Below are 8,633 nucleotides of genomic sequence, written 5' to 3' on the forward strand. Positions count from 1 at the left end.
TCCCGCACAGTAATTTGTCAGCTATTCCACACGGATCTGCTTGCTATTTCTGCGCCTTTGAGTGATGAATGTAGTACCGAAAACGAAGGAGGTACTTCACTATGACGATCAACTACAACGTAACGGGCAGCGAAAGGAAACGGCTGGCGGACTGCATCGCCGGGTTCCTCGGCTGCGAAAAGAAATACCTGGGCGTCCCGAGCTGTGCCTATCAGGCAGGTTACATTGAGGTAAGCAAGGATGGCACGATCAGCTTTGACGATGGGGCAGACAGCAAGGAGATCGAAGCGCTCCTTGAGGAGCTTGGGAAAGAAGGCTTTCATGCTGAGCCTGCCGCAGGGGAGACAGCCATGACAGATGTTGCAGAGGATGATGATACGTCTGCGGATACCGCAGAGGATAACGATGCTGCTGCGGATGCTCCTGCAAAGGGAAACACGGCACAGGATGCGGACACAGGCCTCACGGTGGAGATCCCGCTTGAGAAGGTGGCCGTGGGGAACCTTACAAGGCTGCTGGATGCCAAGGGATCACTCATCAGAAAGGCACTGGGCATTGAGAATCTGGGGATTGAAGTCACGGAGGATACGGTAAAATTTCCATGGTTTCCGGAACTGCCGGATCCGGATGAGGTTCCGGCATACACGCACTTCATCGCCGCGCTGTGTGCGATGAGCAAAAACCAGAAACGCGTCACGGCCACGGCGAAGGAAGTGGACAACGAGAAGTACGCATTCCGCTGCTTCCTCCTGCGGCTGGGATTCATCGGAGCCGAGTGCAAGGCGGAGCGGAAGATCCTGCTGAAGAACCTTTCCGGCTCATCTGCCTTCAAGAGCGGACGCAAAGGAGGTGTTGCCGATGCGGTTTCCGAGTAGGGAGACAGTCGAGCGGCTCCGCAGGGAGTTCCCCGCAGGCACACGGGTGGAGCTTGTGAAGATGGACGATGTCCAGGCACCGCCGATTGGGACGCGGGGAACCTGCAGAGGCGTGGACGACGTGGGAAGCATTTTAGTGGCGTGGGACAATGGATGCGGTCTCTCGGTTGCCTACGGTGAGGATGTCTGCCGGAAAGTGGCGGACACTTCCCCTGGGGCTAGGAAGCTGTAAACTACACAATATCCCGCGGCCATCTTTGTGTACTTTATGCTCCGAATCTGCTTGCTATTATCCGCGTTTAGAGTGATTAATACAGTACCGAAAGGGAAAACAAAAAAACGAGGAGGAACCAGCATGAAGAACACAGCTACACAGCAGGCCGAAATGAAGAAGCAGACCATCGGGGTCGAGGTCGAGATGAACAGCATAACAAGGGAAAAGGCAGCGAAGACTGCCGCCGGATTCTTCGGAACCGGAAGGTACGAATACACAGCCCGCCGCAACGGGTACGAAACCTGGAGCGCATGGGACGCGCAGGGACGCGAGTGGAAATTCCAGAAGGACGTTTCCATCGCGGGACCGGACAGCGAAAAGTGCGAACTGGTCACCCCGATCCTGACCTACGACGACATCGAGACCCTGCAGGAGCTCATCCGGCAGCTCCGGCACAAGGGAGCCAAGAGCGACGCCTCCAGGGGATGCGGGGTACACATCCACATCGGGGCACAGGGGCACACGCCGCAGACCTTGAGGAACCTTGCCAACATCATGGCAAGCCATGAAAGCCTCCTGGCCGAAGCCCTCGACCTGGACCATTACCGGGTGAGCCGCTACTGCCGCACGGTAGACCCAAGGTTCCTGGAGCAGCTCAACAGGAAGAAGCCGGCCACGATGGCGCAGCTCGCGGACATCTGGTACGGCAGCCAGGGTGAGGACCACGGCAGGGGCCAGCACTACAACGGCAGCCGGTACCACATGCTCAACCTCCACGCCACCTTCACGCACGGGACGGTCGAGTTCAGGCTCTTCCAGTTCGACGAGCCGGGGAACGGGCGCAGGGGAGGCCTCCACGCGGGGCAGCTCAAGAGCTACATCCAGCTCTGCCTGGCGCTTTCCCAGATGGCAAAGATGGTAAAGAGCGCGAGCCCGAAGGAACAGCAGAAGGAAAACCCAAGGTACGCGATGCGGACATGGCTCCTCAGGCTGGGGTTCATCGGGGACGAGTTCAAGACCGCGAGGGACATCCTGACAAAGAGGCTTTCCGGCGACGCGGCCTTCCGGCACACGGCAAGGCCGGCCGCTTGAAGAGGACGCAGGGATTAGCCTCCTGCCACCTGACTTGACCGCAAGGAACCATGGTTCCTGGGCGGTCTTAAGGTGGTAGAAGGGTGATCCCTTCGGAAAGGATGGATTGCAGATGAAAAAACGATACTACATTGCCTACGGGAGCAACTTAAACGTACAGCAGATGCGGAGGCGCTGCCCGCATGCCACGGTCCTTGGTACGGCAAACCTGAAAGACTGGGAGCTGCTTTTCAAGGGGAGCAGGACCGGTTCCTACCTCACGATCGAGGAATGCGAAGGCGGCACGGTCCCGGTGGCGGTCTGGGAGGTTGACGGGACGGACGAGGCGGCGCTTGACCGCTACGAGGGGTTCCCCACCTTCTACTACAAGAAGGAGATCCGGCTCCAGTACAAAGGCATCCGCACGGGGAGGCGCAGGACGGTGACAGCCTTCGCCTACATCATGCACGAGGACAGGCCCATCGGTGTGCCGGCCGATTTCTACATGAGGACCTGCCTGAACGGCTACGACACTTTTTACTTCAACAGGAACGTGCTGATTGAAGCCTACGAAAAATGCGAAAGGATGTGCGGACATGAAGGATAATGCGGTAATCAGGGAAGCAAGGGAATGCCCGAAGTGCGGACGGATTTATTACGACCGTCCGGCACTTTCCAGGGATGACAATGAGACGTTCATCTGCCCGGACTGTGGCACCAGGGAGGCACTGGAAAGCCTGGGCATTGCCACTGACGAGCAGGAAGAGATCCTCGCAACGATTCACAGGAGCATGCGTAGGAGACGGTAAAATACACAATCCGCGCCTCAGATAATTGTGTAGATTATGGCTTGGAATCTGCTTGCTATTATCTCCGTTCAGAGTGATATATACAGTACCGAAAGGGAAAACAAAAAAAACGGAGGTAGACAAGATGCTGAACAAAAAATTTGAAGGAGCCACACTTTTTGAAATCGACTACACACCGAAGGGAACGAAAGCAAGAAAGACCGTAACGGTCTGGGCAAAGGACAGGCTGGACGCACACAACTTCATGATCTACAACAAGATCTGGGGGAAGCAGCATGAAATCAGGGTGGCGACTGCTAACCTGCTGAAATAACGCGGGAACATTCCGGGAGAAGGCCGAGGGGCCTTTTCTCTTTGCTGACAGCTTTCAATTTATCTGAAATATACACAATCCAAGGTGCTGATGTTTGTCTACATTATGCCGCAGAATTTGCTTGATAATATATCCGTTCAGAGTGATATATACAGTACCGAAAGGGAAAACAAAAAAACGGAGGTACACAGGAATGAAACACACATTGGAAGAGGCAATGAGCTACGCAATCGAAACAAAAGCGATGGGGATTCTGGAGAAGGAAGGCTCCTACCAGACAGCAAAGGACTGGCGCGAAATCGACTATGCGGTAAGCTGCGGATGGAAGTACATCGGGCATCCAGCCGACTTGCAGGAAGGATAAGGGAACGGAAACACACCGGGAACGGAGCCGGAAGGCTCTGTCTCCCGTACAGACAGGTTTTAAGGCTTGCCGCACGGCAGGCCATTTTTCATGCCATCAGGAGGTGACGCGGATGGCGATGCGGAAACTGAAAAAATATAAGCCGACAAGGTTCAAGGCGAAGGATTCCTACTACGACAAGGATTCCGCTGATTTTGCCGTGGCTTTCGTGGAGAGCCTCTGCCACACCAAAGGCACGTGGGCGGGAAAGCCCTTTGAACTGATTGACTGGCAGGAGCAGATCATCCGGGATGTGTTCGGCATTTTAAAGCCGAACGGCTACCGGCAGTTCAACACGGCATACATCGAGATACCCAAAAAACAGGGAAAGTCAGAGCTTGCCGCGGCAGTCGCGCTCCTGCTCACCTGCGGAGACGGTGAGGAACGCGCCGAGGTGTACGGCTGCGCCGCGGACAGGAACCAGGCAAAGATCGTTTTTGACGTGGCGGTGGATATGGTGCGGTTCTGTCCTGCGCTCTCCAAGCGAGTAAAAATACTGGAGTCGCAGAAGAAGATTGAGTATCTGCCCACCCGCAGCACCTACCAGGTGCTTTCGGCAGACGTAGCGAACAAGCACGGCTTCAACACCCACGGCGTGATCTTTGACGAGCTGCACACCCAGCCGAACAGGAAGCTCTATGACGTCATGACGCAGGGCTCCGGTGACGCCAGGATGCAGCCGCTCTATTTCCTGATCACGACAGCAGGGAACGACACCAACTCCATCTGCTACGAGATACACCAGAAGGCTCTGGACATTGAAGCCGGCAGGAAGGTTGATCCTACCTTCTACTCCGTCATCTATGGTGCGGATGAATCTGAGGACTGGACGGATCCCAAGGTCTGGAAAAAAGCAAATCCATCCCTTGGCATAACGGTGGGTATCGACAAGGTGAAAGCCGCCTGCGAATCAGCGCGGCAGAACCCCGGCGAGGAGAATTCCTTCCGGCAGCTTCGGCTGAACCAGTGGGTAAAGCAGTCGGTCAGGTGGATGCCGATGGAGAAATGGGACGCCTGCGCATTTCCCGTGGACGAGGATGAACTGGAGGGGCGCGTCTGCTACGGAGGCCTTGACCTCTCCTCCACCACGGACATCACGGCATTCGTGCTGGTGTTCCCTCCGCTTGACGAGGAAGACAAATACTACGTCCTCCCCTATTTCTGGATCCCGGAGGAGACGCTCGACCTGCGTGTCAGGCGCGACCATGTGCCTTACGATGTCTGGGAGCGGCAGGGATTTCTGGAGACCACGGAAGGGAACGTGGTGCATTACGGATACATCGAGAAGTTCATCGAGCGGCTGGGCGACCGGTTCAACATCCGGGAGATCGCCTTCGACCGCTGGGGAGCCATCCAGATGGTGCAGAACCTTGAGGGCATGGGCTTCACGGTGGTGCCGTTCGGTCAGGGCTTTAAGGACATGTCGCCGCCCACGAAGGAACTGATGAAGCTGGTGCTGGAGGGAAGGATCGCCCATGGCGGGCACCCCGTCCTGCGGTGGATGATGGACAACATCTACATCCGGCAGGACCCGGCGGGCAACATCAAGGCGGACAAGGAGAAGTCCACGGAGAAGATCGACGGCGCGATTGCAACCATCATGGGGCTTGACCGTGCCATCCGCTGCGGGCTGGACACTGGCGAATCGGTTTATGACAGCCGCGGGATTTTATTTCTTTGATTATTTTTTTGATTGGAGGCGGTGGTTTAATGGGATTCTTAAGCGGCATCTTTAAATCCAGGGATGCCCCAAAGGACCGGACGGCAGGGAGCGCCTACGGATTCCTGATGGGCGGCAGTGCAAGCGGGAAGTACGTGAACGAGCGGTCCGCCATGCAGATGACGGCGGTGTATTCCTGCGTGAGGATCCTGGCGGAGTCGGTGGCGGGGCTGCCGCTTCACCTCTATAAATACACGGGGGCTGGCTCGGAGAAGGCACAGGGGCATCCGCTCTACCGGCTGCTCCACGATGAGCCGAACCCGGAGATGACCTCCTTCGTGTTCCGGGAGACGCTGATGACGCACCTGCTCCTGTGGGGGAATGCCTACGCGCAGGTCATCCGGAACGGCAAGGGCGAGGTCATTGCTCTGTATCCGCTGATGCCGGACCGCATGGCGGTGGACAGGGACGATAAGGGGCGGCTCTATTACGAGTACCGCACCAGCACGGACGAGGCAAGGACCATGAAGGGGAGCACGGTGCGGCTCTCCCCCTACGAGGTGCTGCACATCCCCGGCCTTGGTTTTGACGGCCTTGTGGGATACTCCCCCATCGCCATGGCGAAGAACGCCATCGGGCTTGCCATCGCGACCGAGGAGTACGGGAGCAAGTTCTTCGCGAACGGCGCGACGCCGAGCGGCATCCTGGAATACCCCGGCACGGTGAAGGACCCGGAGAAGGTCAGGGAAAGCTGGAATGCCGGGTTTGCGGGCAGCGGGAACGCCCAGAAGGTGGCAGTCCTGGAGGAGGGCATGAAGTACACGCCCATCTCCATCTCGCCGGAGCAGGCGCAGTTTCTGGAGACGCGGAAGTTCCAGATTGATGAGATCGCGCGTATCTTCCGGGTGCCGCCGCACATGATCGGCGACCTGGACAGGTCAACATTCTCCAATATAGAAAATATGTCCTTGGAATTCGTGAAATACACCTTGAATCCGTGGATCGTGCGCTGGGAGCAGTCCATCGCACGGACGCTGCTTTCGCCAGAGGAGAAGAGACAGTATTTTGCCAAGTTCAATGTGGATGGCCTGTTGCGCGGCGACTATGCCAGCCGCATGCAGGGATATTCCATCGGCGTACAGAACGGGTTCCTCTCCCCGAACGATGTTCGGCAGTTGGAGAACATGGATCTGATTCCTGATGAGGATGGCGGGAACAACTACATGGTGAACGGGAACATGATCAAGATCTCAGATGTGGGGAGACAATGGGAAGGAAATGGAGGGGGTGGCGAAAATTTATTATCAGAAACTGATCGGCCGGAAGATTGGGCATTGGGCAGTCCTAAGCGTGGCTGAATGTGACCATGGCAGGACGAAAATGTTGTGCAGATGTGATTGCGGCACAGTCCATGCCGTGGATTCATACAGCCTGTTCCATGGGCTGACGCAGAGCTGCGGAAGATGCAACAGGATTATCAGGGAAAACGGATATATGAGGTGTGTCATGAGGAATGGCACATCTTTTATTTTTGATGCGGAGGACGAGGACATAGTCCGTCGGCATGCCTGGTCCCTTTCAAGGGGGCATGTCCGGGCCACGGAGAATGGAAAGAACATTTACCTTCATCGCCTTATCATGGGCGCAGCCGAAAACGAACAGGTTGACCATATCAACATGGATAAGACAGACAACAGGCGGTGCAACCTGAGACTGGCAAGCCATGCAGAAAACCAGAGAAACAAAGGTCTGCGGGCAGACAGCACCACTGGATTTAAAGGCGTGTGCTTCGATAAAAGGGCGGGCAATTATGTAGCGTATATTAATGCGGATGGGGTAAGGACCTACCTGGGGAGGTTCAGCGACAAATACGAGGCGGCAAAGGCATATGACAAAGCCGCAAAAGAGCTGCACGGTGATTTTGCGCGGCTGAATCTTCCGGACAGTGCCTGATGCCTATACGCAATATGGGAAAGGAGGATGGAAATTCCGATGAAGAAGTTCTGGAACTGGAAAAACAGGAAGATCAGGGATCAGTCCGGGGAAGAAATATCTGAAAGGGTGCTTTTCCTGAACGGCACCATAGCGGAAGACAGCTGGTACGATGACGACGTCACCCCGGCGGTCTTCCGGCAGGAACTGGAGTCCGGGAGCGGCCCCGTCACGGTGTGGATCAACTCGCCGGGCGGCGACTGCGTGGCGGCAGCCCAGATCTACAACATGCTGATGGACTACAGGGGGGACGTGACCGTCAAGATTGACGGCATCGCGGCGTCGGCTGCAAGCGTCATCGCCATGGCTGGGGCAAGGGTCCTGATGAGCCCGGTCAGTACGATGATGATCCACAATCCTGCCACCATTGCCTTTGGCGACACGGCGGAGATGCAGAAGGCCATCGCCATGCTCTCCGAGGTGAAGGAGTCCATCATGAACGCCTACGAGATTAAGACGGGCATGAGCCGGACAAAACTCTCCCACCTGATGGACGCGGAGACCTGGATGGACGCGCACAAGGCGGTGGAGCTGGGGTTTGCGGACGGCATCCTTTCGAGGGCGGATGCACCGGAAGGCGAAGACTTGGAAGCACCGGAGGTGTCGATGCTGTATTCCAGGGCGGCGGTGACCAACTCGCTGATGGACAAGATCGCGGCTAAGTGCCGCATCAAGCCGCCGGATGCCAGCATGGACGGGAAACAGGATACAGCAGCTGACGGGCGCAGCGCTTCCGAGGTCAGGGAGCGCCTTAACTTTATCAAAAAATTCATTTAACGGAGGGATTTGTTATGACGATCAATGAAATGATCCAGAAAAGGGCAAAGGTGTGGGAGACCGCGAAGAAGTTCGTGGATACCCACGAGAACGAAAACGGCATCCTGTCCGCGGAGGACAATGCCGCGTATGAGCGGATGGAGAAGGAAATCGAGGAGCTGACCGCCGCCATCGACCGCCAGCAGAGGGCCGAGGCAAGGGAGGCGGAACTGAACAGGCCGATGGGTACCCCGCTCACCGGCAGGCCGGAGCAGAAAGCGGACGAGAAAACCGGAAGGGCTTCCAATGCCTACCGGGAGGACTTCGGTGCGCACCTGCGCGGCAGGAAGCCGCTCCACAACGTGCTCTCCGAGGGCGTGCAGGCGGACGGCGGCTACCTGGTGCCGGAGGAATTCGAGCGGCAGATCATCACGGGGCTTGAGGAAGCGAACGTGGTGAGGAGCCTCGCGAAGGTGATCACCACCAGCGCGGAGCGCAAGATCCCGGTGGCGGCCACCCACTCCGAGGCGAAGTGGACGG

General features: G+C 56.9%; 12 protein-coding genes. All 12 read left to right on the forward strand.

Features of this window, described 5'->3' with window-relative positions:
* Nucleotides 1-101: 101 nt before the first annotated feature.
* Nucleotides 102-875: a virulence protein gene (locus Q0Z69_RS06535; protein ID WP_298031069.1), complete on the forward strand. Its 774-nt coding sequence runs from the start codon at nt 102-104 to the stop codon at nt 873-875.
* The gene (locus Q0Z69_RS06540; protein ID WP_298031072.1) at nt 859-1,107 is read left to right on the forward strand and encodes a DUF4314 domain-containing protein; all 249 of its coding nucleotides are present in this window, start codon (nt 859-861) and stop codon (nt 1,105-1,107) included. The genes Q0Z69_RS06535 and Q0Z69_RS06540 overlap by 17 nt, the downstream gene beginning before the upstream one ends.
* Before the next feature lie 123 nt (nt 1,108-1,230).
* Entirely contained in the window at nt 1,231-2,181 is a 951-nt protein-coding gene (locus tag Q0Z69_RS06545; RefSeq protein WP_298031075.1) for an amidoligase family protein, read from the forward strand.
* 112 nt (nt 2,182-2,293) lie between these two features.
* Nucleotides 2,294-2,767 (forward strand): gamma-glutamylcyclotransferase family protein, encoded by a 474-nt coding sequence (locus Q0Z69_RS06550; RefSeq protein WP_298031078.1) that lies wholly within the window; start codon nt 2,294-2,296, stop codon nt 2,765-2,767.
* The gene (locus Q0Z69_RS06555) at nt 2,757-2,969 is read left to right on the forward strand and encodes a hypothetical protein (protein WP_298031082.1); all 213 of its coding nucleotides are present in this window, start codon (nt 2,757-2,759) and stop codon (nt 2,967-2,969) included. The genes Q0Z69_RS06550 and Q0Z69_RS06555 overlap by 11 nt, the downstream gene beginning before the upstream one ends.
* Nucleotides 2,970-3,093: 124 nt before the next feature.
* Nucleotides 3,094-3,282: a hypothetical protein gene (locus Q0Z69_RS06560; protein WP_298031085.1), complete on the forward strand. Its 189-nt coding sequence runs from the start codon at nt 3,094-3,096 to the stop codon at nt 3,280-3,282.
* 193 nt (nt 3,283-3,475) lie between these two features.
* On the forward strand, nt 3,476-3,646 hold the full coding sequence (locus Q0Z69_RS06565; RefSeq protein ID WP_298031087.1) for a hypothetical protein: 171 nt from the start codon (nt 3,476-3,478) through the stop codon (nt 3,644-3,646).
* A 118-nt stretch (nt 3,647-3,764) separates the two neighbouring features.
* A complete protein-coding gene (locus Q0Z69_RS06570) occupies nt 3,765-5,366 on the forward strand; it encodes a terminase large subunit (protein WP_298031103.1) in 1,602 nt (533 codons plus the stop codon).
* Between the two features lie 29 nt (nt 5,367-5,395).
* Nucleotides 5,396-6,703, forward strand: a complete 1,308-nt coding sequence (locus Q0Z69_RS06575) for a phage portal protein (protein WP_298031088.1) — start codon at nt 5,396-5,398, stop codon at nt 6,701-6,703.
* 148 nt (nt 6,704-6,851) lie between these two features.
* A complete protein-coding gene (locus tag Q0Z69_RS06580) occupies nt 6,852-7,298 on the forward strand; it encodes an AP2 domain-containing protein (RefSeq protein WP_298031090.1) in 447 nt (148 codons plus the stop codon).
* A 39-nt stretch (nt 7,299-7,337) separates the two neighbouring features.
* Nucleotides 7,338-8,114: a head maturation protease, ClpP-related gene (locus Q0Z69_RS06585; protein ID WP_298031092.1), complete on the forward strand. Its 777-nt coding sequence runs from the start codon at nt 7,338-7,340 to the stop codon at nt 8,112-8,114.
* 14 nt (nt 8,115-8,128) lie between these two features.
* Nucleotides 8,129-8,633 (forward strand): phage major capsid protein (locus tag Q0Z69_RS06590; protein ID WP_298031094.1); only part of this gene is annotated, 505 nt, incomplete at its 3' end.

The organism is uncultured Dysosmobacter sp., assembly GCF_947631165.1.
Lineage (GTDB): Bacteria > Bacillota > Clostridia > Oscillospirales > Oscillospiraceae > Oscillibacter.